Source organism: Bradyrhizobium sp. NBAIM18 (genome assembly GCF_020193825.1).
Classification (GTDB): Bacteria; Pseudomonadota; Alphaproteobacteria; order Rhizobiales; family Xanthobacteraceae; genus Bradyrhizobium; species Bradyrhizobium yuanmingense.
This window is the reverse complement of sequence record NZ_JADYVO010000022.1, coordinates 79,858-106,733: the sequence shown is the minus strand read 5'-3', so window position 1 is coordinate 106,733 and position 26,876 is coordinate 79,858. Positions and strand designations below refer to the sequence as shown.

The following is a 26,876-nucleotide window of genomic DNA, read 5'->3' as shown; positions in this document are numbered from 1 at the left end:
CCAGCTGCTTCCGGGATTGATCATGCGCTTCATCGATTACCTCGACAAAGGTGCCTCGCTCGGCCCCGATGCGCCGTGCCTGACCATGGACGGGCGCGATCTCAGCTACCGCGAGGTGCAGTTGCTGAGCTATCGCGTCGCGCGCGGGCTCGCGCGATCGGGTATTGCTGCCGGCGAGAAGGTCGCAATCCTTTCCGGCAACGATCCGGTCGCGTTTGCATGCGTGTTCGGCATTTCCCGCGCGGGCTCGGTTTGGTGCCCGATCAATCCGCGCAACGAGGCGGCCGAAAACCGGCTCATCCTCGACCAATTCGATTGCAGCCTGCTGCTGTTTCACTCGAGCTTCGCGCCGATGGTCGAGGCGGTGCGTGGAGAGCTGCCGAAGTTGCGCATCCTCGTCTGCCTCGATGCCGAGTTGCCCTTCGCGCCCTCGTTCGACGGCTGGCTCGCTGGCCTTGCCACCGACCAATATCAACGCGAGACGATCGACGATCTCGCGATGCTTCCGGGCACCGGCGGCACCACCGGAAAGCCGAAGGGGGTCATGCTGTCGGGCCGCAACATCGAGGCCATGACGGCACTGACGCTGATGGGCTATCCCTTCAAGGGTCGTCCGGTCTATCTCGCGCTCGCGCCGTTGACCCATGCGGCCGGCGTGCTGTGTTTCCCGATCATGGCGCTCGGCGGTCGCATCGTGATCATGCATCGCCCCGACATCGCCGAATTCCTCGATTTGATCGAGCGCTACCATGTCACGCACACCTTCCTGCCGCCGACATTGATCTACATGCTGCTCGATCATCCCAAGCTCGACACCGCGAAGCTCGGGTCTCTGCAATGCTTCTGGTACGGCGCGGCACCGATCTCGGCCGCACGGCTTGCGGAGGCGCTCCGGCGCATCGGGCCCATGGCGCAGTTGTTCGGTCAGACTGAAGCGCCGATGATGATTTCGATGATGGCACCGGATGAGCATTACAATGCCGATGGCACGATCGCGATGGAGCGCCTCGCCTCGGCGGGGCGGATCAGCCCGTTGGTGCAGGCCGGCATCATGGATGGCGACGGCAATTTGCTGCCGACCGGTTCACGCGGCGAGATCGTGGTTCGCGGCTCGCTGGTGATGGACGGCTATTACAAAAACCCTGAAGCCACGGCGGAGGCTTCCGCGCATGGCTGGCACCACACCGGCGACATCGGCTACATCGACGACGATGGCTACCTCTACATCGTCGATCGCGCCAAGGACATGATCATCACCGGCGGGTTCAACGTCTACTCGATCGAGGTCGAGAACGCGCTGCGGGCGCATGAGGCGGTACAGGATTGCGCCGTGATCGGCCTCGCCGACGAGAAATGGGGTGAGCGTATCGTCGCCGTGGTGCAGCCCCGTGCCGGCCAGAGCGTCGATGCGACGGCGCTGGCGGCCTTCGTCAAGCAGCGGATCGGCAGCGTCAAGACACCGAAGCAGATCGAAGTCTGGGACGATCTGCCGCGCTCCAAGGTCGGCAAGGTGCTGAAGCCGGATATCCGTGCGCGGCTGGCCGGCCGCTCAGGCGGTTAGTTAGTCCGAAAGCCGCTCCAGCACGTCGCGCACCAACCCTTGCAGAAGATCGAGCTTGTAGGCCGTCATCGGCAATGGTTTGGCACCCGAGCTCGCCGCTTTCGCCGCTTCTGCGATCGATGCCGCATTGGCAAGCTTGCCGCTGAGCGCGACTTCCACGGCCCTGAGGCGAAGCGGCACGGGCGCGACGCCGCCGGCAGCGAGACGCACGAGCTGGAACTTGCCGCCGGCGATCACGACCCGGGCGCAGAGTTCCACCAGCGGCCATTCCGCATGGGTCCGGCTGATCGCCCGCTTGTAGGACGCGCGCTCTCCTTGAAGCGGAGCAGGAAGCGCAATGCTCTTGATCATCTCGCCTGCTGTGAGTGCGTGATCGGCGTGCGAGATCGAGCCGTCGCCGAGCAGATCAGCGATCGAGAGCCCGCTGCGCCGGTCCGTGGTGATGGTCGCATCATAGGCGAGCAGGGCTGCTGCCATGGTCGAGGGATGCGGCGCGACGCATGGGCCGAGATCGAAGGCAACGCCATAGAGATGATTGCCGGAACGGGCAGGGCAGGTGCTGCCGCCTTTCTTCAGGCAGTCGATGTCGGCCCGGCGGAAATACCAGCAGCGCGAACGCTGGGCGAGATTGCCGCCGAGCGTTGCAACCTGGCGCACCTGTGGCGTGGCGAGCCCTTGCGCGCTCGCCGCAATACCGGGATAGGCGGCGGCGATGCGCGCGTCGGTCGCGATCGTGGCGATGGTGGTGAGCGCGCCGATCTGGGCTGCTCCGTCGGCGCCCCAGGTGATTGTCTTGTCGCCGGCGACCGAGATATCGATCAGCATTCCCTGCGACACGCCGCTGCGGCGGCGTTCGCTGAAGTCGGTGCCTCCGGCGCGGAATTCAGGCGTGGGATTGGCGGTGATGACGGCGACACTCATGCTGCATCCCTCCCTTTCAGCGCGGCCACAAGACGATCGGGCCGGAACGGAATTTCGGTCAGTCTCACGCCGATCGCATCGCGAATGGCGTTGGCGATCGCGGGCGAGGTCGGCACGGTGGCGACTTCGCCGATGCCGACGCTGCCGCCCGGCACATGCTCGAAACCGGCCTCGTCGAAATGCACGCCCATTTTCGGCATGTCGGCAATGCCCGGAATGCGGTAATCCTCCATGCTGCCGCTCAGGATGTGGCCGCTCGAAGGATCGGTCTCCCGCGACTCATAGAGTGCGTAGCCGATGCCCTGGATCACCGCGCCCGCGGCTTGGCTTCGTGCCAATGCCGGCGCGGCGAGCTTGCCGACCGCGAGGCCCGTACAGGCGTTGAGCACGCGCACATGGCCGAGCCAGGTATCGACCTCGACTTCCATCACCTGCACCGAGCTCGGCACGCCGGCGCCGACCACCATGTGGTTCATCAGGCGCAGCACCCAACCGAACACCCGGCCCATGATGCCCGCCTCGTGCAGCGCGGGCCTGACGCCGGGCGGCGGCTTGCCGTCCTCCTGGCGTCTCGCCGATACAGCGATATCAGGGGAAGCCGCGATCATCTCGCGCCACGGCGCGTTCGAGCCCGGAGCAGGTGTGCGAGAGGCGGTGCGCCTGATTTCCGCTTTCAGCTTGTCGATGGCGAGCAAGGTCGGCGGCACCACCGAGGCGGTGACGCGGCTGCCGCCGGAGCCCGGTCCGCGGGGCAGGCTGGAGCGGCCGATGCGAACGTCCACATCCTGCGGCTCGAGATCGAACGCCTTCGCGACGGTGTTCGCGATCACGCTGCGCGTGCCCGTGCCGATATCCTGCACCGCGCAGCTCGCGACGATGCGGCCGCCCTTGATCGCGAGTTCAACCGAGGAGCCGGTCTGCCAGAGATAGAGCCAGTAGCCGGTGGCGACGCCGACGCCGCGCCGGTAGCGGCCGGTCTGCGCGGCGGCCTGCTTGCGGTTCTTCCAGACGTCGAGGCCGGCAGCCCAGTCGTACAGTCGCTGGCGGTTGGGATCGGGGTCCCAGAGCTTGCGCAGCTGAATCGGATCCATCTTCATGCGCAGCGCCGCTTCGTCGACCGCCTGCTCCAGCGCAAACGACATCGGCGGACCGCCGGGGCCGCGGAACGGCGCGCCGGGCGGCAAATTGCTGAGCACGTCGAAGTCGACAAGCTCCTTTGCTTCGGCCGGATAGATCAGCCGCGCCAGGCCCGCGATCAGCGAGTTCACGGCGGCGCCGGTGTCTGCATGGGCAGTGAGCGACAGCGCCTTGAGGCGGCCTTCCGCAGAAGGCAGCAAGGACAGCTTCAGCTCGGCGGCCGGACGATAGCCGGTGACGGAAAGCTCCTCTTCACGATCGAAGGCGACGCGCACCGGCGCTTTCGCGGCGCGCGCAAGCTCGATCGCGGCGATGGTCTCCAGCCCAACGCTGCCCTTGGAGCCGAACCCGCCGCCGACATGATCGGCGATCACGCGCACCTTGTCGTGCGGAAGACCATAACGCTTGGCGATCTTCTCCATGCTCTCGTGGATGGCCTGGGTCGAGATGTGCACAATGAGCTGATCGCCATCGAACCTGGCCACGGCGGCATGTGGTTCGAGGCTTGCGTGCTGTTGCGTCGAGACGCGGAAGGTCTCCTCGACCAGCAGCGGATTGCGTTGCTGGCGCGCCTCGTCAAGCCAGCTCTTGGCGCGCTTGGCTTTCTGCGAGAACGGCGCCGAAGGCCCGCGCACATTGCCCTTCCACGACACCGGAGCGCCGCCTGCGCCCTCGGACACGTTGCCGGCACGCTTGCGGTCCTTCTTTTCGAACACGACCGGTGCATCGTCGCGTCGCGCTGCATCGAGCCCGATCACAGCGGGCAAAGGCTCGGGCTTGAAGCTGATCGCGGCGATGGCCTGCAGTGCGGTGCGGCGATCCTTGGCCGCGACGGCTGCAATCGGCGCGCCGACGAAGCGGACCATGTTGTCATCGTCGAGCAGCGGAACGACCGCGGCAACACCTGCAATGGCGCGCGCCGGCGCCAGATCGAGCCCGGTGATCCTCGCATGCGCGACGTGCGCGCGCAGGATGACGCCTTCGAGCTGGCCGTCATGGTGAATGTCGACCGTGTAGCGGGCCAGTCCCGTCACCTTGTCGCGGGCTTCCAGCCGCGGCGCGATGGGCTCGTTGCCGTCGAAGCGGCCCGAGCATGCTTCGGCGACGGCGCGATAGATGCCTTCATAGGCGCCGCAGCGGCAGAGATGTCCCGATAGCGCGGCGGCGATCTCCTCGCGCGAGGGTGTCGCCGCGCCCTTGGTCGCGCGCCAGCCGTCATGGAAGGCGGCGGCTTCGACGACGAAGCCGGGTGTGCAGAAGCCGCATTGCAGGGCATCGTGCGCCATGAACGCCTTCTGCACCGGATGCAATCCGGTGGCTCCGACGCCCTCGACGGTCGTCAGCGATTTGTCGGCGGCTGCCTGCGCCGGCAACAGGCAGCTCACGACGGGCGTGCCGTCGAGCAGCACGGTGCAGGCACCGCAGACGCCGGAGCCGCAGACGAGTTTGGTGCCGGTGAGGCCGCCATCGCGGATCACGTCGATCAAGAGCGCATCCGGATCGTCGGGCAGCACCAGAGGCCGTCCATTGATGGTCGTGCTGGTCATTTTCGAACTCCCGTTTTGCGGTGGGACTTCTTTGCGGACGGCGCCATCGCGCCGGCGATCAGCATGCGCAGCATGGTCTCGAGCTGTTTCAGGAACGCGTCGACCGGCTGCATGGAAGGGAAAGCGGATTTGGTGCCGTGGATCGCCATCTCGACGCAGCGCGCGAGCTCGCGCACGCTGACGCCGCTTTCGAGGTTAAGCTTTCGCTTGCGGCACACCCGCGCGATCGTGGTTGCGATCTCGTCGGCGAAACGGTTGGAATAGCTCTGGTAGAGGTCGCGCGCCTGTGCGAGGTGCTCGGAAAACAGCTCCTCGGTATGGGGCGAGTCCTTGAGCGAAGCGAGCAGCGACTGCATTCGCGCGCCGATCTCGGTGACCAGGATGTCGGCAAGCTCGAGGCCCGCTTCTTCCGCCGCCTTCGCGGCCGCGATTTCCGCAGCGAGCCCCTGCGCGTAGATCCGCTCGAGCACGGCGCGGAACAGCGCCTCCTTGGAGGCGAAGTGATGATAGAGCGCCTGCCGCGTCAGTCCGGCTTCCTCCGCCGCCAGCTCGATCGAGGAGCGGCGGAAGCCGTGGCGCCGGAACACGCGCAAGGCGGCGTCGAGGATCCGGTCCTGGGGAGGGGCCTTGGCCTGCATTTTGTCAGATTTGACAAACGCGAACGAAATGTCAAATCACGGATTGATGACGGTCTCGTGCGCGCAAGAGCCAAGGCCGCCCGCACGCCAGGGATATCGCGTTTGAGAGCTTTTCCTGCGGCCATCCTTCGAGACGCCCGCTTGAGGCGGGCTCCTCAGGATGAGGTCGGAGTGCGCGGCAGCAACGGGACCTGACGCTGATTAGCCTCATCCTGAGGAGGCGCGTCAGCGCCGTCTCGAAGGACGAGGCGTGCGCGCAGACCGCCGCCACAAGTCACATGCGATTGCCCCGCCGCACGCGGGCGGGGACGTCACCGAATTCCCGTCGGCTGGCGATGGCGACGCGAATACCTCGCCGCCCAAATGAAAACGGGCACGCCTTCTTGCGAAGGCATGCCCGTTTGAAAACCCTATTCGTGCGACGCGCGTGCTTAGTGCACGCTCACCGCTTGCAGCTCGTTGCTCCAGGCGTTGGCGACTGCGGCTTCGCGGCTGTCGGTCAGCATGATCGGCGTGCCGTCGGCGGCGTGGAGCGCGAAAAGCTTGAGGCCCGGCGCGATCTTGGGCGCCTCGGGGAACAGGCCCGGCACGTCCTCGGAGCGGATCTGCTTCACATAGGCGATATGGCCTTCGCCCAGGGTTGCCAGTGTCTCCGGAGAGACGTTCTTGGCTTCGTATTCGAACGCAACGTGACCTTCACTCATGGTCTCGACTCCTCTGGAACACTAAGCGGTCGAGTCCGCTACTCGTTCCATTATTCGTGCTCATTGATAGCGATTGTCTTAACGATCCGCTCCGGTTCAGGCCGGGCCAGATCGATCGACAACAACCCATTCTTCAGATCCGCACCCAGCACCAGCATCCCCTCCGCCAGCACGAAGGTGCGCTGGAAGTGGCGCGCGGCGATGCCGCGATGGATGTATTGCCGGGTCTTGTCGTCCTGCTGCCGCCCGCGGATCACGAGCTGGTTTTCCTCAATGGTTACATCGAGTTGGTCGCGCGTAAATCCGGCGACCGCCAGCGTGATGCGCAAACGCTCGGGCTGGCCGTCCGTGCGGTCGCACCTCTCGATATTGTAGGGAGGATAACCGTCGGCGCCTTTGACGACCCGATCGAGCACGCGCTCGATCTCGTCAAAGCCCAGCAGGAAGGGACTGGAGAGCGTTGGAACACGAGACATAGTTTACAAAGTCCTCTCGAAGCGACTTTGGTGCATCAGGGCCCGCGAGCGGCGCCCCTTGATCAGCAATATGGGCATGTTCCCCTGAGGATTCAAGCAGGTAGCGGGGGAGGCTGTGGACGGGGCATTGGGGCCCTAGATGCTCGCGGATCGTCATGGCCGGGCTCGTCCCGGCCATCCACGACCTTGCTCGCGGCACTGAGAACGTGGATGCCCGGGCCTTCGCCTCGCCGAAGCGGCTTCGGCCGCGCAGGCGGGACAAGCCCGGGCATGACGAATCTCTCGCTGAATATTCTCTAATGAAAACAAGCCCCCCTTCTACTGTGCATGGGGTTGTTTTCGCACTTTCGTTGCTTGGTTCTTCGGAAGGCCCCTCAAGCCTCGATTCGCTTCCGCCCGTCGCCGCTGAACAGATGCAGCTTGGCCCGCACCGCCGCGACACGGATTCTCGCGCCGATGGCGGGCGCTTGGGTTCCGGGAATGCGGACGATGACCTCTCCGGGCGGCAGCTCGCCGGGCGTGGCGGCGACGCGCTGGTCCTCTTGCTCCCGCGAGCCGTAGACGAAGGTCTCGGCGCCGACGCGCTCGATCGCTTCCACGGTAAGCGCCAAGGCGATGCCGCCATCCGGCGTCTCGTCGGTGATGACGAAATCCTCCGGGCGGATGCCGAGGATGCCGGCGTCGGCAGCATTGCTGCCGGCGAGCTGCAGCCGGATTTCCTCGGGCCGTGTCGACACCAGGTTCATCGGCGGTGCGCCGATGAAGGAGGCGACGAAGGTCGTGGCCGGCTTCTCGTAGATATCAAGCGGATTGCCGATTTGCTCGACCTGGCCGCCGTTCATCACCACGAGAATGTCGGCGAGCGTCATCGCCTCGAGCTGGTCATGGGTGACGTAGATCGACGTCGTGTTGAGCCGGCGCTGCAATTTGCGGATCTCGACCCGCATCGCGATGCGCAGCTTGGCGTCGAGGTTGGAGAGCGGCTCGTCGAACAGGAACACTTTCGGCTGGCGCACGATGGCGCGGCCCATGGCGACGCGCTGGCGCTGGCCGCCGGAGAGCTGGCGCGGCTTGCGCTCTAGCATGGCGGAGAGCTCAAGCACGCGCGCGGCTTCCTCGACGCGGGTCTTGATCTCGGCCTCGGCCATGCCGCGGTTGCGCAGGCCATAGGCCATGTTGTTGTAGACGCTCATATGCGGATAGAGCGCGTAGTTCTGGAACACCATCGCGATGTCGCGATCGGCGGGCTCTACTCCGTTGACGACGCGGCCGCCGATGTCGATCTCGCCGCCGGTGACCGTCTCCAGCCCCGCGACCATGCGCAGCAGCGTGGACTTGCCGCAGCCGGAGGGGCCGACCAGCACGCAGAACTGTCCGTCGCCGACATCGACGTCGACGCCCTTGATGGCCTCGAAGCCGCCGGGATAGGTCTTGCGGACGCTGCGCAGGGTGACGTTAGCCATAAGTCTCTACTTCTCCGTCTCGACCAGGCCGCGCACGAACAATTTCTGCATGGCGACGACAACGAACACCGGCGGCAGCATGGCCAGCACGGCGGTTGCCATCACGATCGGCCATTCGGTCAGCGCGTCGGTGGTGGTGATCATCTTGCGGATGCCGATCTGGATGGTCTGCATGTCGTCGCGCGTGGTGATCAGGAGCGGCCAGAGATATTGATTCCAACCGAGGATGAACAGGATCACGAACAGCGCCGCCATGTTGGTGCGCGACAGCGGCAAGAGCGTATCCCAGAAGAAGCGGAAGGGGCCGGCGCCGTCGATGCGCGAGGCCTCCAGCAGCTCGTCCGGCACGGTCATGAAGAACTGGCGGAACAGCAGCGTCGCGGTGGCCGATGCGATCAGCGGCAGCGACAGGCCGGCATAGCTGTCGAGCATGTGCAGGTCGGCGACGATCTTGTAGGTCGGATAGATGCGGACTTCGACCGGCAGCATCAGCGTGATGAAGATCAGCCAGAACAGCGCCATCCGGAACGGGAAGCGGAAATACACGATCGCATAGGCCGAGATGATCGAGACCGCGATCTTGCCCAGCGCGATCAGGAGCGCCATCACCAGTGAGTTCAGCATCATGTTGCCGACCGGCTCGCGGGTCGAGCCGCTCGTGCCGACGAAGATGGTCTGGTAGTAGGTCTCGAAGAAATGACCGCCGGGCAGCAGCGACATCTGCCCGTTGGCGATCACCGCGTTGTCCTGGGTTGAGGCCACGAAAGCGAGATAGACCGGGAAGGCGACGATCGCGATCCCGATCCAGAGGATGAAATGGGCAATGTAGCGCCGAAAGCCTTCTTCCTCGACCATCAGTAGGTCACCTTGCGTTCGACGAAGCGGAACTGGATGCCCGTCAGCACGATCACCATGATCATCAGGATCACCGATTGCGCCGCGGAGCTGCCGAGGTTTCCGCCGAGCAGGCCGTCGGTATAGACCTTGTAGACCAGCGTTTCCGTCGACTTGCCCGGACCGCCGCGGGTCATGGTGTCGATGATGCCGAACGTGTCGAAGAAGGCGTAGACGATGTTGACGACCAGGAGGAAGAAGATGGTCGGCGACAGCAGCGGGAAGATCACGGTCCAGAACCTGCGCATCGGGCGGGCGCCGTCGATCGCAGCCGCCTCGATCACGCTTCTGGGGATGCTCTGCAGGCCGGCGAGGAAGAACAGGAAGTTGTAGGAGATCTGCTTCCAGGCGGCGGCCAGGATGATCAGCGCTGCGGCCTGGTCGCCGTCGAGCAGTGGATTCCAGTCGATGCCCAGCGCCCGCAGGTAGCGCGAGAGCACGCCGAGCGAGGGATGCAGCATGAAGATCCAGAGCACGCCGACGACCGGCGGCGCCACCGCATAGGGCCAGATCAGCAGCGTGCGGTAGAGCATCGAGCCGCGCAGCGGCTTGTCCGCCATCACGGCCAGCAGCAGCGCGAACGACAGCGACGACACCGCGATCGCGAATGAGAAGAAGAAGGTGCGCAGGATCGCCTCGAAATAGGCGGGCTCCTTGAACAGCTCGATGTAGTTCTCGAACCAGACGAAGCTGGTCGACAGGCCGAAGGCGTCCTGCAGCAGGAACGACTGGATCATCGCCTGCAAGGCCGGCCAGTAGAAGAAAATCAGGACGATCGCGAGTTGCGGCGCAACCAGCGCATAGGGCAACAGCTTCGATTGGAAAATGGCTTGCTTTTGCATGATGCCCCAGCGCGGCAGGCCGGGCGACCGGCCTGCCGCTTGTCGCCCTACTTCACGGCGGTCTTTTCGAACTGGCGCAGCATGGTGTTGCCGCGCTCGACGGCCGCGTCCAGCGCCTGCTTGGCGGTCTTCTTGCCGGCCAGCGCCTGCTCGATCTCCTCCGCCCAGACGTCACGGAGCTGCACCATGTTGCCGAGGCGCAGGCCGCGCGAATTCTCGGTCGGCTCCTTGTTGGTCAGCTCGAGCAGCGGCGTCTCCAGATAGGGCTGATCCTTGTAGAAGCCATCCGCCTTGGCCTTCTCATAGGCTGCCTTGGTGATCGGCAGATAGCCCGAGGCCTTGTGGATGTAGACTTGGCGATCGGTGTCCGAGAGGAAGGAGAAGAATTTGGCGACGCCCTTGTAATCGTCCGCCGGTTTGCCGCCCATTACCCAGAGCGAGGCACCGCCGATGATCGAGTTCTGCGGCGCGCCCTTGGCGTCCGGGTAATAGGGCATCGGCACCGCGGTGAAGGCGAACTTGGCCTGCGCCTTGACGTTGCCGAAGAACGCGGACGAGGTCAGGTAGAGCGGACATTCGCCCGACGTGAAGCGGCCTTCGCCGGTGTTGGTGCGGCCGGCATAGTCGTAGGTCTTGTCCTTCTGGAGCTCGACCAGATTTTCGAGATGCTTGACCTGGAGCGGACCGTTGAAGGACAGCACGGTGTCGAAACCGTCGAGGCCGTTGGCCTTGCTGGCGAGCGGCACGTTGTGCCAAGCGGAGAGCTGCTCGAGATTGACCCAGGTGACCCAGGAGTTGGAGAAGCCGCAGGTGGCGTGGCCGGCCGCCTTCAGCTTCTTGGCGGCGTCGAACACTTCGGGCCAGGTCTTCGGCACCTCGACATTCGCTTTCTTCAGTGCGTCGAGGTTGACCCACATCACGGTCGAGGACGAGTTGAACGGGAAGGACAGCATCTCGCCCTTCGAGGTCGAGTAATAGCCGGTGATCGCAGGCAGATAGGCCTTCGGATCGAACTTCTCGCCGGTCTCGGCCATCAGCTTGTAGACCGGCTTCACGGCGCCGGTCGCTGCCATCATGGTGGCGGTGCCGACCTCGAACACCTGCATGATGTGCGGCGCGTTGCCGGCGCGGAACGCGGCGATGCCGGCGTTCATCGTGTCGGCGTAGTTGCCCTTGTAGGTCGGGATCACCTTGTAGTCGCTCTGCGTGGTGTTGAAATCGTTGGCGAGCCTGACGATGACGTCGTTGTTGGCGCCGGTCATCGCGTGCCACCACTGGATTTCGGTCACGGCAAGCGCCGGCGACGCGCCGAGACCAATTGTGAGTGCGACGGCCGCCGCCGTGCCAAAATGTCGAAGAGCCATCAAGAACCTCCCTTGCCCGTCACTAAAGAAGCGCTTGCGCTAGCAGCGCCATATGACGTTCACATGACTGTGTAAGCGGGAGAAACGAAAGCAGCAAGCGCGGCCAAATGGGAAGTCGTCAAATAGGCCAAGACCGGAGCGGTCAGCCAACTCCGTTCGCGCTGCACATGCGTGCGCGCGCCGCAGTGCGGCATGAGATGAGGCACTATCGTGCCGCGGGCTCCGAACCTCTCCCACTTGCAAGCGGGAGAGGGAGCGCACCACCGTTGACGCTCGCCTTAGCTCAGCGTTTCCGCTCGGGACCGCAGACCGTGCCTTTTTCGACCATCGCGTCGATCTCGGCCTTGGAGTAGCCGAACTCGCCCAGCACCTCGGCCGCGTGCTGGCTGAATTTCGGCGGCACGCGGCGCAGGCTCGGCTTGCTGCGGTCGAGCCGGATCGGCGAGGCCACGCCCTTGTACCAGTCCTTCTCGATAATATCGCCACGCGCGATCGTGTGCGGGTTGGTCAACGCCTGGTCGATCTTCTGCACCGGCCCTGCGGGCAGGCCGGCCGCGAGCAGGCGGTTGCACAGCGGCTCGGCCTCGTGCTGGCTGAACACGGCGGCAAGCTCGGCGCGCAGTGCCTCGCGATTGGCGATGCGGTCCTTGTTGCGGGCAAAGCGCGGATCGGTGCCGAGCTCGGGCTTGCCGATCTCCTTCGCCAGCTTGCGGAAGGTGCCGTCATTGCCGACGCCGATGAAGATGTTGTCGGTCTTGGTCGGGAAGATCGCGTAAGGCACGAGGTTCGGATGCTCGTTGCCGGTGAGACCAGGCGGCTTGCCGTGCATGAAATAATTCGCGGTGTGCGGATGCATGATGGCGAGGCCGGTCTCGTACAGCGTCGTCTCCAGGAACTGGCCCTTGCCCGACCGCTGCCGCTCCGACAGCGCCATCAGGATGCCGATCGCCGCATAAAGTCCGGTGGTGATGTCGACCAGCGGCACGCCGATCCGCATCGGCCCGCTCTCGGGCGAGCCGGTCGCCGCGATCATGCCGGTCATGGCCTGGATGATGGCGTCGTAGCCGGGATTGCCGCCGCGCGGGCCGTCGGCGCCGAAGCCGCAGATCCGGCAATGCACGAGGCGGGGATATTTCTTGCTGAGGACGTCGTTGCCGATGCCCCATTTCTCCAGCGTGCCCGGCTTGAAATTCTCGATCAGGACGTCGGCGGTCTCGAGCATCTTGAGCAGCACGGCGCGGCCGCCCTCGGAGGCGAGGTCGAGGCCGATCGAGCGCTTGTTGCGGTTGATACCGACGAAATAGGCCGCATCCTCCTCGTGGAACGGAGGGCCCCATTCGCGCACCTCGTCGCCCGCGGGCGGCTCGACCTTGATCACGTCGGCGCCGTGGTCGGCGAGGATCTGGGTGCAGTAGGGACCGCCGAGCACGCGCGTGAGATCGATGACGCGCAATCCGCTCATGGCGCCCGTTGCTGCTTCAGTCATGCCTTCGCTTCCCTGTGTCGATCATTGGATCACAGGCCTAGCGAGGTTTGTTTGCGCCAGCAATGGCGCCGAGCGTGGAGCCGTATGCGCCGCCGAGCAGCCATGCCGCAGCATGGCAAATTCAGTCGGATGCGGCCGGCCCCAGGGGGGATCCCCGGGCCAGCCAATCCGCGCTGCCGATCAGACCACCGTCAGGCGAACGTCGACATTGCCGCGCGTGGCATTGGAGTACGGGCACACCTGGTGCGCCTTCGCCACCAGCGCCTCGGCGTCTGCGCGGGCAAGGCCCGGCAGCGAGACCGCGAGGTCGATATCGAGGCCGAAGCCGCCCTCGGAGCGCGGGCCGATGCCGACGGTCGAGGTGACCGAGGCGTCGGCAGGCACCTTCGGGCCGCCCTGCGAGGCCACGAACTTCATCGCGCCGATGAAGCAGGCGGCATAGCCGGCCGCGAACAGCTGCTCGGGATTGTTGCCGGCGCCGCCGCCACCGCCGAGCTCCTTCGGCGTGGTGAGCTTGACGTCGAGCGCGCCGTCGAGGGTCGCAGCATGGCCGTCGCGGCCGCCGGTGGCCTTGGCGCTGGTCTTGTAGAGGACGTTCACAGACATCGTCGTCTCCTCGGGTCTTTCCGGGTTGGGGTGCGAGCTTTATCGCAGACAATTAGATTGTGCGCAATCTAATTCGTTGCGCCTCACATTTAATTGTTCGCAATTGAATGTGGCGACGGCCGGGCCCAGAATGGGAGAAACGCGCAGGATTCTTCATGGCCAGGAAATCAACGGCGGTAGACCCGCTTCGTCTCGACAACCAGATCTGCTTTGCGGTCTATTCCGCCACGCACGCCTTCAACCGCGTCTACAAGCCGCTGCTCGATCGGCTCGGCCTGACCTATCCGCAATACCTGGTCATGCTGGTGCTGTGGGAGCGCGACGACGTGCCGGTCAAGGAGATCGGCGAGAAGCTGTTCCTGGATTCGGGCACGCTAACGCCGCTGCTGAAGCGGCTCGAGGCCGCGCATCTTGTCAGGCGCACCCGCTCGCGTGAGGACGAGCGCCAGGTGCTGATCGCCCTGACGCCGCAGGGCCATGCGCTGAAGGAAAAGGCCCGCAGCGTGCCGCAATCGATCCTGGCGGCGTCGGACTGCTCGGTGTCGGAGCTGCTCGCGATGAAAGACGAGATCGTGGCGCTAAGGGATCGGCTGAATGCGGTGATCGGGGAGTAGGGGGGCTAACAGAGCCGATTTTTCGAGAATGCGCGGCCCGAGTGCGACTTCAGATACTTCTCGAATGCCAAGGCTTTCAGCTTATCCGGGAAGGCGCAGTACCAGACCAGCTTCCACGGCTTGAACTTGGCGGTGTGAGCGGACTTGCCGGCATTGTGCTCCGGGACGCGTCGTTTCAGATCCTCGGTTGCGCCAATGTATTCCTGGTCCGGGAATTCGATGCTTTGGAGGATGTAGACGTACCACATTGACGGCTATCGCCCGGGTAGTCGTTCGGTGGAGGTCTCACCAGTCCGTCTTCGCCCTGCGGGCTTCGCCGGACACCACGCTTCGCCCTTCAGGCTCCGTCGTGGCTGCGCCACGCGTAGCCCGAAGGGCGAAGCGTGGTGGAGCCAGGCGGGATCGAACCGCCGACCTCTTGCATGCCATGCAAGCGCTCTCCCAGCTGAGCTATGGCCCCTTAGTCCAAATGGGAGGATCCTGGGGGACCCGTCCCGGCCGCCGAGCGCTCTAGGCGACTCGCGCGGTGCACCCTTTTTCACAGATCAGGGCTGATCTCAAGTCTCTTCATCACCGCCGACATCACCAATGATGTCGGTCACGTCCTCATCGCCCTCTTCCTCGTCGGCAATGAAGGTCGAATCGTCGTCATCATCGTCGTCGAGGGTCTCGTCGACCTCGATATCGTCCTCCGATTCGGGCACGACCGCCTTGACCTTGCCGGTGTTCTCCTCGGCATCGGCCTCCTCGAGCGAGACCAACTCCTCGGTCTCCGCCGGCTCCGGCGCGTTGTCCTGGGCCATGTTGCGGGCCTCGGCCGCACGGGGGCCGCGCGCAGGAGCGACCGGGGCGATCGGCACCACTTCGCCGGTATAGGGCGAGATCACCGGATTCTTGTTGAGGTCATAGAACTTCTTGCCCGTGGTCGGGCAAATACGTTTGGTTCCGAGTTCGGACTTGGCCACGGCAGGAATCCTGGGAATGTCTGAAAAGCGGTGCTTCACTTGGCTAGTTGGCGGCTCGCTGTCAATAGCGCATTACGGGAGAACGACACACCCGTGACGGGGCGCGGACCATGTGGTACCTGCGCGCCAGCCCACCGGGCCTATTCAAGGACACAATCTTGACCCATTCCGATCAACCGAGGCCGCTCCAGTCTCGCGCCAGCGGTCCCCTGACCGGGAAGGTACGGGTGCCCGGCGACAAGTCGATCTCCCACCGCGCCCTCATCCTGGGCGCGCTCGCGGTCGGCGAGACCAGGATTTCGGGCCTGCTCGAGGGCGAGGACGTCCTCAACACCGCCAAATCGATGCAGGCGCTGGGCGCCAGGGTCGAGCGCACCGGCGATTTCGCCTGGACCGTCAACGGCGTCGGGGTCGGAGGCTTCGCCCAGCCCAAGGCAGCACTGGATTTCGGCAATTCCGGCACCGGCTGCCGGCTGGTCATGGGCGCCGTCGCCGGCTGCCCGATTTCGGCGGTGTTCGACGGCGACGCCTCGCTGCGCAGCCGTCCGATGCGCCGGATCCTCGATCCCCTGGAAAAGATGGGTGCCAGGGTCACCGCCGGCTGCGAGGGCGGGCGCCTGCCGCTGACCCTCCAGGGCGCGCGCGACCCCCTGCCGATCGTCTACAAGACCCCTGTCGCCTCGGCCCAGATCAAATCGGCCGTGCTGCTGGCGGGCCTCGCCGCTCCCGGCACCACCACGGTCATCGAGACCGAGGCCAGCCGCGACCACACCGAGCTGATGCTGAAGCATTTCGGCGCCGACATCACCTCGGTCCAGGAAGGCCGGCACGGCCGCCGCATCACGCTGGTGGGCCAGCCCGAGCTGCATGGTGCCAATGTCGTGGTGCCCGCCGATCCCTCTTCGGCCGCCTTCCCGATCGTCGCGGCGCTGATCGTGGAGGGCTCCGATGTCGTGCTGTCCGACGTCATGACCAATCCGCTGCGCACCGGGCTGTTCACCACGCTGCGCGAAATGGGCGCCTCCATCGAGGAGAGCGAAGTGCGCGGCGATGCCGGCGAGCCGATGGCGCGCTTGCGCGTGCGTGCGTCGAAGCTGCGCGGCATCGAGGTGCCGCCGGAGCGCGCGCCGTCGATGATCGACGAATATCTGGTGCTGGCGGTGGCGGCGTCGTTCGCCGAAGGCACCACGATCATGCGCGGCCTGCAGGAGCTGCGCGTCAAGGAATCCGACCGGCTTGAAGCCACCGCCGCCATGCTGCGCGTCAACGGCGTCAAGGTCGAGGTCTCCGGCGATGATCTGATCGTCGAGGGCCACGGCCACGTCCCGGGCGGCGGCACGGTCGCCACCCATATGGACCATCGCATCGCGATGTCCGCGCTGGTGATGGGCTGCGCCTCCGATCAGCCCGTGACCGTCGACGACACCGCCTTCATCGCCACCAGCTTTCCGGATTTCATTCCGATGATGCGTTCGCTAGGGGCCGAGTTTTCATGATCATCGCCATCGACGGGCCCGCGGCTTCGGGCAAGGGGACGCTCGGCAAGCGTCTCGCCCACCATTACGGCTATCGTCATCTCGATACCGGCGTGATCTATCGCGCGGTCGCCTACGCCTTGATGCAGTCGGGGCACGATCTCAACGACGAGGCGGCTGCGGTGCAGGCCGCGCTGGAGCTCGATCCCGAAAAGTTCGGCAATCCAGCGCTGAAGACCCAGAAGGCCGGCGAGGGTGCCTCGATCGTATCGGCAATCCCTCGGGTTCGCGAGGTCCTGGTCAATTTCCAGCGCCAGTTCGCGGCCGATCCGCCCGGCGCCGTGCTCGACGGCCGCGATATTGGAACCGTGATCTGCCCCCATGCCGATGTGAAGATCTTCGTGGTCGCCGACCCCAAGGTCCGCGCCCGGCGCCGCACCATGGAGGCCAAAGCGCGGGGCGAGGAGGCGGACGAGGCGGCCGTGCTCGCCGACATCCTCCAGCGCGACGAACGCGACAAGAATCGGCCGATTGCACCTTTGAAACCGGCCCCGGATGCTTACTTGCTAGATAACTCCCAACTGGATATAGAAGGCGGCGTCCGGGCCGCCATCGACATTATCGAGGCTGTCCGAGCGGGCCGGTCGCGGGGTTAAGCCGCCGCCGTCATTGGAGGAAGTGCCCGCTCCCGCTCTTTGAGGTCGATACGCTTCGTCCCGGTTTCGGGACCGGCGCGATCCAGGTTCCGGACAAGCTTTCAACGTATCGAACGCGCGGGCCTCAGCCGGCCCGCTTCCGCTGTTCTGGTCGCTAGATCGGGGCAACGAGCGGTCGCTCGAAGGTCTTGCGGACCTTCCGACACTGCGCGCGCGATGCGCCCATGAACCCAACGGCCGGCAGACATCCGCAACTGGAGAACAAATGGCTTCGACTTCTGCTGATACCTATAGCCCGTCGCGCGACGATTTCGCCGCGATGCTCGACGAGTCCTTCGCAGGTGGCAACCTGCAGGAAAGCTCCGTCGTCAAGGGCAAGGTGGTTGCAATTGAAAAGGACATGGCCGTCATCGACGTCGGCCTGAAGACCGAGGGCCGCGTCGCGCTGCGCGAATTTTCCGGCCCCGGCCGTGAGAGCGACCTCAAGGTCGGCGACGAGGTGGAAGTGTTCCTCGATCGCATCGAAAACGCCCTCGGCGAAGCCGTGCTGTCGCGCGACAAGGCGCGCCGCGAAGAGAGCTGGGGCAAGCTGGAGAAGGCGTTCCAGAACAACGAGAAGGTCAACGGCGTCATTTTCAACCAGGTCAAGGGCGGCTTCACCGTCGACCTCGACGGTGCCGTGGCCTTCCTGCCGCGCTCGCAGGTCGACATCCGTCCGATCCGCGACGTTGCGCCGCTGATGAACAACTCGCAGCCGTTCCAGATCCTGAAGATGGACCGCCGCCGCGGCAACATCGTCGTGTCCCGCCGCACGGTGCTCGAAGAGACCCGGGCCGAGCAGCGCCAGGAGCTGGTGCAGAACCTCGAAGAGGGTCAGGTCATCGACGGCGTGGTCAAGAACATCACCGATTACGGTGCGTTCGTCGACCTCGGCGGCATCGACGGCCTCCTGCACGTCACCGACATCGCGTGGCGCCGCGTCAACCACCCGACCGAGGTGCTCTCGATCGGCCAGACCGTGAAGGTCAAGATCATCAAGATCAACCACGAGACGCACCGCATCTCGCTGGGCATGAAGCAGCTGCTGGACGATCCGTGGCAGGGCATCGAAGCCAAGTACCCGCTGGGTGCCCGCTTCACCGGCCGCGTCACCAACATCACCGACTACGGTGCGTTCGTCGAGCTCGAGCCGGGCATCGAAGGCCTGATCCACGTCTCCGAGATGTCGTGGACCAAGAAGAACATGCACCCCGGCAAGATCGTGTCGACCTCGCAGGAAGTCGACGTGCAGGTGCTGGAAGTGGATTCCGTCAAGCGCCGCATCTCGCTCGGCCTCAAGCAGACCATGCGCAACCCCTGGGAGGTCTTCGTCGAGAAGCACCCGACCGGTTCGGTGGTCGAGGGCGAGGTCAAGAACAAGACCGAGTTCGGTCTGTTCTTGGGCCTCGAGGGCGACGTCGACGGCATGGTCCACCTGTCCGATCTCGACTGGAAGCTTCCGGGCGAGCAGGTGATCGACAACTACAAGAAGGGCGACATGGTGAAGGCCGTGGTGCTCGATGTGGACGTCGAGAAGGAGCGCATCTCGCTCGGCATCAAGCAGCTCGAAGGCGACCCCTTCGCCGAGCCGGGCGATGTCAAGAAGGGCGCGGTTGTGACCTGCGAAGTGCTCGAAGTGAAGGAAAGCGGTATCGAGGTGAAGATCGCCGGTACCGACTTCACCACCTTCATCAAGCGCTCCGAGCTCGCCCGTGACCGCAACGACCAGCGCGCCGAACGCTTCGCCGTCGGCGAGAAGGTCGATGCCCGCGTCATCCAGTTCGACAAGAAGGCCCGCAAGGTCCAGGTGTCGATCAAGGCGCTCGAAGTCGCCGAAGAGAAGGAAGCCATCGCGCAGTACGGCTCCTCGGATTCGGGTGCGACGCTGGGCGACATCCTCGGCACCGCGCTGAAGAACCGCGACAGCAAGTAAGCGAAACGTCCGTTTTGCGACATCAAGGCCCCGGCGCGAGCCGGGGCTTTTTTGTTGCTGTCTCCACGAACTCCGCTGTCGTCCCGGACAAGCGACGCGAAGCGGAGCGCCGATCCGGGACCCATAACCCCAGGGAGGAGTTTGACGAAGACTCGGAGTTGCCAGCTCGCTCGACGACTCCTCCTTGGGGTTATGGATCCCCGCCCCCGTGCGCAATTGCGCACTAGGCGGGGATGACGACTGAGTCTGCGGCGACTTGCTTGCCCCACACGAGGCCTTGTTTTCTTCAAATTGGCCCGCAATTGATGTATCGAGATAGGCCAATGGTCACGCCGTGACGGCACAACGCGCCTGATCTTTCATTTGGAGATATTCCGATGTCGCTCGATTCGGACATCATCGTCGATCGCCGCAGGATCCGCCGCAAGCTGACGTTCTGGCGTGTGATGGCGGCACTGATCGCGATCGCGGCGATTGCAAGCTTCGCGCTGATTGCGACGCCCGGTGCACGCGGCACCCTCGCATCCGCCGGCTCGATCGCGCGCGTCCAGATCGAGGGATTGATCCGCAGCGATTCCGACCGCACGCAGGCGCTGGAGCGGCTCGAGAATTCGCAGGCCGCCGCCGTCATCGTTCACATCAACTCGCCCGGCGGCACCACCGCCGGCTCCGAGCAGCTCTATGACTCGCTGGTCCGTCTCAAGGCGAAAAAGCCGCTGGTGGTGGTGGTGGAGGGGCTGGCCGCCTCCGGGGGCTACATCACCGCGATTGCGAGCGACCACATCGTCGCCCAGCAAAGCTCCCTGGTCGGCTCCATCGGCGTGCTGTTCCAGTACCCCAACCTCTCCGAGCTCATGAAGACCATCGGCGTCAAGGTCGAGGAGGTGAAGTCCTCGCCGCTGAAGGCGGCGCCCAACGGTTTTGAGCCGACCAGTCCCGAGGCGCGCGCCGCGCTCGATGCGCTGGTGAAGGATTCCTATGCCTGGTTCAAGGGGATGGTGAAGGAGCGGCGTGGCATGGATGACACGCAGCTCGAAAAAGTCGCCGACGGCCGCGTCTTCACCGGGCGCCAGGCGATCGATCTCAAGCTGATCGACCAGATCGGCGACGAGAAGACGGCCGTGACCTGGCTGGTCGAGCAGAAGGGCGTCAAGAAGGGGCTACCGGTGCGCGACTACAAGCTCCAGCCGCGCTTCGGCGACCTGCCGTTCCTGAAGACGGCGGCCGCATTGACGCTGGAAGCGCTCGGTTTGGGCTCGATCGCGCACCAGATCGGGCAAACCGGCGTCGCGCAGGCGGTGGATCGGCTCGGAATGGATGGAATGCTGGCCTTGTGGCAGCCGGCTGTGTCCAACTGACCGCAGGCAGGCGAGTTCCAGAGCTTTTTCCCGTCTGGCGCGTGCTGGTGGAGCCTGCTTTTTCGGCATTTGTCACGCATTTTCACGACGCCCATCCTTGATTTAGCGTCTTGACAGATCACGGTATTTTCACGGAAATGGTCATCCGCACGCTCCCGGGTCCTATCTCTCGATGATCAAATCCGAACTTGTTCAGCGTATCGCCGAGCACAACCCGCATCTGTACCAGCGGGATGTCGAGAACATTGTGAATGCGATTCTCGAAGAGATCGTAGCGGCGCTTGCACGCGGTGACCGCGTCGAGCTGCGCGGCTTCGGTGCCTTCTCGGTCAAGCATCGCCCTGCGCGCGCAGGGCGCAATCCACGCACCGGCGCCCATGTGCCCGTCGATCAGAAGAGCGTTCCGTTCTTCAAGACCGGCAAGGAAATGCGCGAGCGGCTGAACCGCGACCATCCGGATCCCGGCGGCGTAGACTGAAGCGCGATGTGAGCGCGCTTTGGGGTTTTTCGCGGTCGCACAGGATGCGGCCGCAAGCTTGATTCAAGGCGAGCGAAGCCAGATGCGAAAGTTCCTGACCGCGCTGATCGTACTTCCGCTGGGCCTGATCCTGGCGGCGTTTGCCGTCGCCAACAGGCATTTCGTCACGGTCTCCTTCGACCCCTTCATTGCCGACGACCCCTCGCTGTCGATCACCCTGCCGCTGTTCCTGCTGCTGATCCTGGTGGCGACCCTGGGCGTTGTCGCGGGCGGCTCCGCCGTCTGGTTCGGCCAGCGGCGCTGGCGGCGCGCGGCGCGCCGGAATGACGCGGAGGCCCGGGCCGTCAGGGCCGAACTGGCCGATCTGCGGGCCCAGGCGACGGCAGCGAAGGCGGAGTCCCAGCGCCTTCCCGTTCCCTCCGGGATGGGCCTGTACGGGCCCGTCGGGCGAGACAAGCAGCGCGCGACGTTGTAGAAGCGGCCCCGACCGAAAAGCCCCGTTTTCCGGCCGCGGACCCGCGGCCTCTACCCGCTTTGAGACCATGTCCCTGCTCGTCAAGATCTGCGGCCTGTCCACGCCCGAGACGCTCGAAACGGCGCTCGAGGCGGGCGCCGACATGGTCGGGTTCGTGTTCTTCCCGCCGTCGCCCCGGCACCTGTCCCTGGAGCTCGGCCGTGACCTCGGCCGTCAGGTCAAGCGGCGCGCGCTCAAGGTGGCGCTCACGGTCGATGCCGATAACGCGACGCTCGACAACATCATGGACTCGCTGTCGCCGGACATCTTCCAGCTCCACGGCGGGGAGAGCGTGGCGCGGCTGCGCGACATCAAGCAACGCTTCGGCCGCCCCGTGATGAAGGCGGTCCCGGTCGCGACAGCGGCCGATCTCGCGGTGCTGCCCGGCTACGCCGCGGTCGCCGACCGCATCCTGTTCGATGCGCGCGCGCCGAAGGATGCGACGCGGCCCGGGGGGTTAGGCGCGCCGTTCGACTGGCACCTGCTCGAAAAGCTCGATCTGAAACTGCCCTATATGGTTTCGGGGGGGCTGCACGCCGAGAATCTCACTGAGGCCCTTCGCATCACCCGCGCCAGCGGCGTCGACGTGTCCTCGGGTGTCGAGAGCGCTCCCGGCGTGAAAGACCCAGAGATGATCAAGGCCTTCGTCCGCGCCGCGCGCGCAAGCAAAGATGCCAGTCAAGAGTTGAGCGTCAGATGAACATCGCCAAGCCAAACTCCTATCGCAGCGGACCCGACGATCGCGGCCATTTCGGCATTTTCGGCGGACGCTTCGTCGCCGAAACCTTGATGCCGCTGATCCTCGACCTGGAGAAGGCCTACACCGCAGCCAAGGCCGATCCGGCGTTTCAGGCCGAGATGAACGGCTATCTCAAGAACTATGTCGGCCGGCCCTCGCCGCTCTATTTCGCCGAGCGCCTGACCGAACATCTCCGCGGCGCCAAGATCTACCTCAAGCGTGAAGAGCTCAACCACACCGGCTCGCACAAGGTGAACAACGTGCTCGGCCAGATCATGCTGGCACGGCGCATGGGCAAGAAGCGCATCATCGCCGAGACCGGCGCGGGCCAGCACGGCGTTGCCACGGCGACGCTGTGCGCGCGCTTTGGCCTCGAATGCGTGGTCTATATGGGCGCCGTCGACGTCGAGCGGCAGCAGCCCAACGTCATCCGCATGGAGATGCTGGGCGCCAAGGTGATGCCGGTGCAGTCGGGCACGCGCACGCTGAAGGACGCCATGAACGAGGCGCTACGCGACTGGGTCACCAACGTGCACAACACGTTCTATTGCATCGGCACGGTGGCGGGTCCGCATCCCTATCCGACCTTGGTGCGCGATTTCCAGTCGGTCATCGGCGACGAGACCAAGGCGCAGATGCAGGAGATCGAGGGGCGCCTGCCGGATTCGCTGGTGGCCTGCATCGGCGGCGGCTCCAACGCGATGGGCCTGTTCCATCCGTTCCTCGATGATTCCTCCGTCGAGATCTTCGGCGTCGAAGCCGCCGGCCATGGCCTGACGCAGCTGCATGCGGCCTCGATCGCGGGCGGCCGTCCCGGCGTTCTCCACGGCAACCGCACCTATCTCTTGATGGATGCCGACGGCCAGATCCAGGACGCGCATTCGATCTCGGCCGGTCTCGATTATCCCGGCATCGGCCCCGAGCATTCCTGGCTGCACGAGGTCGGCCGCGTCAATTATCTCTCAGCAACCGATGACGAGGCGCTCGCCGCGTTCCAGCTGCTGTCAAAGCTCGAAGGCATCATTCCCGCGCTCGAGCCCGCGCATGCCATCGCCAAGGTGATGGAGCTCGCGCCGAAGCGGCCGAGGGACCACCTGATGGTCGTCAATCTCTCCGGCCGCGGCGACAAGGACGTCCCGCAGGTCGGCGATATCCTGAGGGGCAAGAAGTGACCACGCGTATCGATACCCGTTTTGCCGAGCTGAAAAGCCAAGGCCGCGCGGCCTTTGTCACCTATGTGATGGCCGGCGATCCCGATCCCGCGACCTCGCTCGAGATCGTCAAGGCGCTGCCGAAGTCCGGCGCCGACGTCATCGAACTCGGCATTCCCTTTACCGATCCGATGGCGGACGGTCCTTCGATCCAGGCTGCGGGCCTGCGTGCGCTCAAGGTAGGCATGACCTTGACGAAGACGTTGGAGCTGGTGCGCGACTTCCGCAAGGACGACAATGTCACTCCGCTGGTGCTGATGGGCTATTACAATCCGATCTACATCTACGGCGTCGACAAGTTCTTGGCTGATGCCAAGACGGCCGGCGTCGACGGCCTGATCATCGTCGATTTGCCGCCGGAGGAAGACGACGAGCTCTGCATTCCCGCGCTGAAGGCGGGGCTCAACTTCATCCGCCTGGCGACGCCGACCACCGACGACAAGCGCCTGCCTGCGGTGCTCGCGAACACATCAGGCTTTGTCTATTACGTCTCGATCGCCGGCATCACCGGTGCGGCGGCGGCGGACGCCAATGCCGTCGGCGAAGCTGTCGCGCGCATCAAGCGGCATACCAGCTTGCCGATCTGCGTCGGTTTCGGCATCCGCACGCCCGAGGCGGCGCGCGCCATTGCCGAGAAGGCCGATGGGTCGGTGGTCGGCACCGCGCTGGTGGACGCCCTCAAGAACAGCCTCGATGCCGAGGGACGGGCGACCGCCAAGACCGTTAACGCCGTCGCCGAATTGACGGCCGCTCTGGCCCACGGCGTCAAGGGTGCGCAGCAGGCGGCGGAATAGGCCATAATTCCGCTGTAGCTCTTTAGTTTGAGCATGATCTGGTCGGAAAACCGCTTCACACTTTTCCGGATCATGCTCTAACGCGGGCGACACGGCGGCTTGCCGGGCAGATGTCCGGCCGCCATATATCCTTCAGGCGATTCCCGGCGGGATCGCACATCGGAGCAAACCATGAACTGGCTTACCAACGTGGTCCGGCCGAAGATCCGCAACATGCTGCGGCGGGAGACGCCGGAGAACCTGTGGATCAAGTGCCCGGATTCCGGACAGCTCGTGTTCTACAAGGACGTCGAGGCCAACCAGTTCGTCATTCCCGGCTCGAACTATCACATGCGCATGGGCGCGGTCGCGCGGCTCAAGTCGATCTTCGACAACGAGACCTGGTTCGACGTGGCGCTGCCCGAGGTCACCCCTGACCCGCTCAAGTTCCGCGACGAGAAGAAATATGTCGACCGCGTCAAGGATGCGCGGGCGCGGACCAATCTGAATGATGCGGTTAAGGTCGGCTACGGCAAGCTCGAAGGCTCCGCAGTCGTCGTCGCCGTGCAGGATTTCGACTTCATGGGCGGCTCGCTCGGCATGGCCGCGGGCGAAGCCATCGTGCGCGGGATGGAGCTCGCGGTCGAGAAGAAGTCGCCGTTCATCGTGTTCGCGGCCAGCGGCGGCGCCCGCATGCAGGAAGGCATTTTGTCCCTGATGCAGATGCCGCGCACCACCGTAGCCGTGCAGATGCTGCGCGAGGCAAAGCTGCCCTACATCGTCGTGCTGACCAATCCGACCACCGGCGGCGTCACCGCGTCCTATGCGATGCTCGGCGACGTCCAGATCGCCGAGCCCGGCGCGCTGATCGGCTTTGCCGGTGCGCGCGTGATCGAGCAGACCATCCGCGAGAAGCTGCCTGAAGGTTTCCAGCGCGCCGAGTACCTCAAGGAGCACGGCATGGTCGACATGGTCGTGCATCGCCACGAGCTGCGCCCGACCCTGGCGCGGCTCTGCCGCCTCTTGACCAAGGCGCCGGCGCAAGAAGGCGCATCGAAGTCCGTGCAGCCGGTCGCCAGCCCGGCGCAGATCGTATCCGCCGCCGAGACGGCGCCGGCAGCGCCGCACGCGTGAACGTCTCCCCTGACAGTGCAAAGACGCCGCTCGACGAAGTGATCGGGCGGCTGTCGGCCCTGCATCAGAAGCGCATCGATCTCGGGCTGGAGCGGATGCACCGTCTGCTCGAACGGCTCGGTCACCCCGAGCGCAAGCTTCCGCCGGTGATCCACATTGCCGGCACCAACGGCAAGGGCTCGACCCTCGCTTACCTGCGCGCGACGCTGGAGGCTTCAGGTCTTCGCGTCCACGCCTACACCTCGCCCTATCTCGTCCGCATCAACGAATGCTTCCGGCTTGGCCGCCTCAGTGGCGGCGTGCTCGTGGGCGACGACGAACTGCGCGCGGCGTTGGAAGAGGTCGAGCGCGTCAATGCCGGCGAGGCCGCGACATTGTTCGAACTGAAGACCGCGGCTGCCTTCCTGCTGTTCGCGCAGAACCCGGCCGACATCGTGCTGCTCGAAGTCGGCCTCGGCGGCCGGCTCGATTCGACCAACGTGGTCGATCAGCCGGCGGCCTCTGTGATCACGCCCGTCAGCATGGATCACATGGATTTCCTCGGCGATACGCTGGCGTCGATTGCCAGCGAGAAGGCCGCGATCATCAAGCGCGGCGTGCCCGTGATTTGCGCTGAGCAGATGCCGGAGGCGATGGCCGTGATCGAAGCGCAAGCGCGGCGCATGCGCGCGCCGCTGTTCGCCGCAAACGAGAGCTGGCACGTCAATGTCGAGCGCGGGCGTCTGGTCTATTCCGACGATCGCGGCTTGATGGACCTGCCGGCGCCGCGTCTGTTCGGCCGCCACCAGTTCGCCAATGCCGGACTTGCGATCGCGACGCTGCGCGCGCTGCCGACCATCAAGGTCAACCACGCCGCCTTCGAGGCCGGAATCCTCGGTGCCGAATGGCCGGCGCGGATGCAGCGCCTCACCTCGGGCGAGTTGCTGTCCTGGGGTCCGCAGGGCTCGGAGATCTGGCTCGACGGCGGCCACAATGCCGAGGGGGGGCGCGTTGCGGCGGCCGCGCTCGGCGATCTCGAAGAGCGCGTGTCGCGGCCGCTGGTGATCATCGCCGGCATGATGGCCAACAAGGATGCGCACGCCTTCCTCGCCAATTTCGCCGGCCTCACCCGCCACATCATCGCAGTGCCGATTCCCGACACGGAGAACGCGATGCCGGTCGACCGTCTCGCCGATGCCGCGCGCAGCCTCGGCATGCGCGTCGAGCCCGCCCCCGGCGTCGAAGCCGCCCTGCGCGCGCTGTCCCAGCTCGCCTACGAGTTGCCGCCGCGCATCCTGATCACCGGCTCGCTGTATCTCGCCGGCCACGTGCTGGCCATCAACGGCACGCCGCCTGCATAGAGGTTGCC

Annotated in this window: 26 protein-coding genes and 1 tRNA gene; 13 read left to right on the top strand and 14 right to left on the bottom strand. The window is 65.1% G+C overall.

Annotated elements, in window-relative coordinates; all coding sequences use genetic code 11:
* The first annotated feature begins 22 nt into the window (after positions 1-22).
* Positions 23-1,561 carry a long-chain fatty acid--CoA ligase gene (locus tag I6F17_RS31975; RefSeq protein WP_225129521.1) on the top strand — a complete coding sequence of 513 codons (1,539 nt, stop codon included), beginning with the start codon at positions 23-25 and terminating at the stop codon, positions 1,559-1,561.
* Here the strand turns inward: I6F17_RS31975 and I6F17_RS31970 are convergent, their stop codons facing one another.
* The 11 genes from I6F17_RS31970 to I6F17_RS31920 all read right to left on the bottom strand — a co-directional run bounded on the left by I6F17_RS31970 (position 1,562) and on the right by I6F17_RS31920 (position 13,639).
* A complete protein-coding gene (locus I6F17_RS31970; protein ID WP_225129523.1) occupies positions 1,562-2,482 on the bottom strand; it encodes an FAD binding domain-containing protein in 921 nt (306 codons plus the stop codon).
* The gene (locus tag I6F17_RS31965) at positions 2,479-5,166 is read right to left on the bottom strand and encodes a molybdopterin-dependent oxidoreductase (protein WP_225129525.1); all 2,688 of its coding nucleotides are present in this window, start codon (positions 5,164-5,166) and stop codon (positions 2,479-2,481) included. The genes I6F17_RS31970 and I6F17_RS31965 overlap by 4 nt, the downstream gene beginning before the upstream one ends.
* On the bottom strand, positions 5,163-5,804 hold the full coding sequence (locus I6F17_RS31960; protein WP_225129527.1) for a TetR/AcrR family transcriptional regulator: 642 nt from the start codon (positions 5,802-5,804) through the stop codon (positions 5,163-5,165). Before I6F17_RS31960 ends, I6F17_RS31965 begins: the two co-directional genes overlap by 4 nt.
* Positions 5,805-6,235: 431 nt before the next feature.
* Complete coding sequence (locus tag I6F17_RS31955; protein ID WP_011083553.1) at positions 6,236-6,508, bottom strand: DUF1150 domain-containing protein; 273 nt, start codon at positions 6,506-6,508, stop codon at positions 6,236-6,238.
* A 50-nt stretch (positions 6,509-6,558) separates the two neighbouring features.
* Positions 6,559-6,984 carry an Hsp20 family protein gene (locus I6F17_RS31950; protein WP_024338612.1) on the bottom strand — a complete coding sequence of 142 codons (426 nt, stop codon included), beginning with the start codon at positions 6,982-6,984 and terminating at the stop codon, positions 6,559-6,561.
* A gap of 374 nt (positions 6,985-7,358) precedes the next feature.
* Positions 7,359-8,447, bottom strand: coding sequence for a sn-glycerol-3-phosphate import ATP-binding protein UgpC (locus tag I6F17_RS31945; RefSeq protein ID WP_225129529.1), 1,089 nt, complete (start codon positions 8,445-8,447; stop codon positions 7,359-7,361).
* Between the two features lie 6 nt (positions 8,448-8,453).
* The gene (ugpE, locus tag I6F17_RS31940; RefSeq protein ID WP_225129531.1) at positions 8,454-9,302 is read right to left on the bottom strand and encodes a sn-glycerol-3-phosphate ABC transporter permease UgpE; all 849 of its coding nucleotides are present in this window, start codon (positions 9,300-9,302) and stop codon (positions 8,454-8,456) included.
* Positions 9,302-10,183 (bottom strand): sn-glycerol-3-phosphate ABC transporter permease UgpA, encoded by an 882-nt coding sequence (gene ugpA / locus I6F17_RS31935; RefSeq protein WP_036009149.1) that lies wholly within the window; start codon positions 10,181-10,183, stop codon positions 9,302-9,304. Before ugpA ends, ugpE begins: the two co-directional genes overlap by 1 nt.
* Positions 10,184-10,230: 47 nt before the next feature.
* Positions 10,231-11,547, bottom strand: coding sequence for a sn-glycerol-3-phosphate ABC transporter substrate-binding protein UgpB (gene ugpB, locus I6F17_RS31930; RefSeq protein ID WP_036009146.1), 1,317 nt, complete (start codon positions 11,545-11,547; stop codon positions 10,231-10,233).
* A 283-nt stretch (positions 11,548-11,830) separates the two neighbouring features.
* Positions 11,831-13,033: a CaiB/BaiF CoA-transferase family protein gene (locus tag I6F17_RS31925; protein WP_225129533.1), complete on the bottom strand. Its 1,203-nt coding sequence runs from the start codon at positions 13,031-13,033 to the stop codon at positions 11,831-11,833.
* Between the two features lie 180 nt (positions 13,034-13,213).
* Positions 13,214-13,639 carry an organic hydroperoxide resistance protein gene (locus I6F17_RS31920; protein WP_036009140.1) on the bottom strand — a complete coding sequence of 142 codons (426 nt, stop codon included), beginning with the start codon at positions 13,637-13,639 and terminating at the stop codon, positions 13,214-13,216.
* Positions 13,640-13,794: 155 nt separating this feature from the next.
* Here I6F17_RS31920 and I6F17_RS31915 point away from each other — a divergent pair, with 155 nt between their 5' ends.
* The gene (locus I6F17_RS31915) at positions 13,795-14,253 is read left to right on the top strand and encodes a MarR family transcriptional regulator (RefSeq protein WP_197962487.1); all 459 of its coding nucleotides are present in this window, start codon (positions 13,795-13,797) and stop codon (positions 14,251-14,253) included.
* Positions 14,254-14,258: 5 nt separating this feature from the next.
* Here the strand turns inward: I6F17_RS31915 and I6F17_RS31910 are convergent, their stop codons facing one another.
* From I6F17_RS31910 to I6F17_RS31900, 3 genes are all read right to left on the bottom strand, one after another.
* A complete protein-coding gene (locus I6F17_RS31910) occupies positions 14,259-14,501 on the bottom strand; it encodes a GIY-YIG nuclease family protein (protein WP_225129536.1) in 243 nt (80 codons plus the stop codon).
* Positions 14,502-14,637: 136 nt separating this feature from the next.
* Positions 14,638-14,713 (bottom strand) — tRNA-Ala (locus I6F17_RS31905).
* Between the two features lie 97 nt (positions 14,714-14,810).
* Positions 14,811-15,218: a TIGR02300 family protein gene (locus tag I6F17_RS31900; RefSeq protein ID WP_036009126.1), complete on the bottom strand. Its 408-nt coding sequence runs from the start codon at positions 15,216-15,218 to the stop codon at positions 14,811-14,813.
* Positions 15,219-15,376: 158 nt separating this feature from the next.
* On the opposite strand from I6F17_RS31900, the gene aroA reads away from it, so the two are divergent.
* The 11 genes from aroA to I6F17_RS31845 all read left to right on the top strand — a co-directional run bounded on the left by aroA (position 15,377) and on the right by I6F17_RS31845 (position 26,868).
* The gene (gene aroA / locus I6F17_RS31895) at positions 15,377-16,714 is read left to right on the top strand and encodes a 3-phosphoshikimate 1-carboxyvinyltransferase (RefSeq protein ID WP_225129539.1); all 1,338 of its coding nucleotides are present in this window, start codon (positions 15,377-15,379) and stop codon (positions 16,712-16,714) included.
* Complete coding sequence (gene cmk / locus I6F17_RS31890; protein WP_036024437.1) at positions 16,711-17,349, top strand: (d)CMP kinase; 639 nt, start codon at positions 16,711-16,713, stop codon at positions 17,347-17,349. The genes aroA and cmk overlap by 4 nt, the downstream gene beginning before the upstream one ends.
* A 265-nt stretch (positions 17,350-17,614) precedes the next feature.
* On the top strand, positions 17,615-19,321 hold the full coding sequence (rpsA, locus tag I6F17_RS31885) for a 30S ribosomal protein S1 (protein WP_036009120.1): 1,707 nt from the start codon (positions 17,615-17,617) through the stop codon (positions 19,319-19,321).
* 377 nt (positions 19,322-19,698) lie between these two features.
* Positions 19,699-20,679, top strand: coding sequence for a signal peptide peptidase SppA (gene sppA, locus I6F17_RS31880; protein ID WP_036040963.1), 981 nt, complete (start codon positions 19,699-19,701; stop codon positions 20,677-20,679).
* A 172-nt stretch (positions 20,680-20,851) separates the two neighbouring features.
* Positions 20,852-21,157 carry an integration host factor subunit beta gene (locus I6F17_RS31875; protein WP_025032949.1) on the top strand — a complete coding sequence of 102 codons (306 nt, stop codon included), beginning with the start codon at positions 20,852-20,854 and terminating at the stop codon, positions 21,155-21,157.
* An 82-nt stretch (positions 21,158-21,239) separates the two neighbouring features.
* Positions 21,240-21,632 (top strand): lipopolysaccharide assembly protein LapA domain-containing protein, encoded by a 393-nt coding sequence (locus I6F17_RS31870; protein ID WP_225129541.1) that lies wholly within the window; start codon positions 21,240-21,242, stop codon positions 21,630-21,632.
* A 67-nt stretch (positions 21,633-21,699) separates the two neighbouring features.
* A complete protein-coding gene (locus tag I6F17_RS31865; protein WP_225129543.1) occupies positions 21,700-22,371 on the top strand; it encodes a phosphoribosylanthranilate isomerase in 672 nt (223 codons plus the stop codon).
* The gene (gene trpB / locus I6F17_RS31860) at positions 22,368-23,582 is read left to right on the top strand and encodes a tryptophan synthase subunit beta (protein WP_057027852.1); all 1,215 of its coding nucleotides are present in this window, start codon (positions 22,368-22,370) and stop codon (positions 23,580-23,582) included. The genes I6F17_RS31865 and trpB overlap by 4 nt, the downstream gene beginning before the upstream one ends.
* Positions 23,579-24,415, top strand: coding sequence for a tryptophan synthase subunit alpha (gene trpA / locus I6F17_RS31855; protein ID WP_225129545.1), 837 nt, complete (start codon positions 23,579-23,581; stop codon positions 24,413-24,415). The genes trpB and trpA overlap by 4 nt, the downstream gene beginning before the upstream one ends.
* Before the next feature lie 171 nt (positions 24,416-24,586).
* On the top strand, positions 24,587-25,528 hold the full coding sequence (gene accD, locus I6F17_RS31850) for an acetyl-CoA carboxylase, carboxyltransferase subunit beta (protein ID WP_036009106.1): 942 nt from the start codon (positions 24,587-24,589) through the stop codon (positions 25,526-25,528).
* Positions 25,525-26,868, top strand: coding sequence for a folylpolyglutamate synthase/dihydrofolate synthase family protein (locus I6F17_RS31845; RefSeq protein WP_225129547.1), 1,344 nt, complete (start codon positions 25,525-25,527; stop codon positions 26,866-26,868). Before accD ends, I6F17_RS31845 begins: the two co-directional genes overlap by 4 nt.
* Positions 26,869-26,876: the final 8 nt, after the last annotated feature.